Here is a 317-nt window from a genome sequence, read left to right as displayed (position 1 = left end):
CCCCCCCCCCCCCCCCCCCCCCCCCCCCCCCCCCCCCCCCCCCCCCCCCCCCCCCCCCCCCCCCCCCCCCCCCCCCCCCCCCCCCCCCCCCCCCCCCCCCCCCCCCCCCCCCCCCCTTTTTTCAAGCCGAAGACGGCATACGAGATTATTGCGTTCGTCTCGTGGGCTCGGAGATGTGTATAAGAGACAGACACCGTGTCGCGTCCGTAACCATTGCACGTCTTCTATGGCGGGCCATGGTGGGAGCCTCTCACGAGGCACCGCTCCTGGAACGGTACGCCAATCCTGCCATGTGCCTGCCACCCCCGATTGGCGTC

The 317-nt window shown here is 73.2% G+C and carries 1 protein-coding gene; it reads left to right on the top strand.

Annotation, left to right across the window (positions count from 1 at the left end; translation table 11 throughout):
• Nucleotides 1–183, top strand: a 183-nt coding sequence (locus JHD62_RS21805) for a hypothetical protein (protein ID WP_199104629.1), incomplete at its 5' end; no start/stop codon positions are given.
• Nucleotides 184–317: the final 134 nt, after the last annotated feature.

Source organism: Aquitalea sp. ASV11, assembly GCF_016429185.1.
Lineage (GTDB): Bacteria > Pseudomonadota > Gammaproteobacteria > Burkholderiales > Chromobacteriaceae > Aquitalea > Aquitalea pelogenes.
Note: the sequence above shows the minus strand (reverse complement) of the source record. Positions and strands in the feature narration are given on the sequence as shown.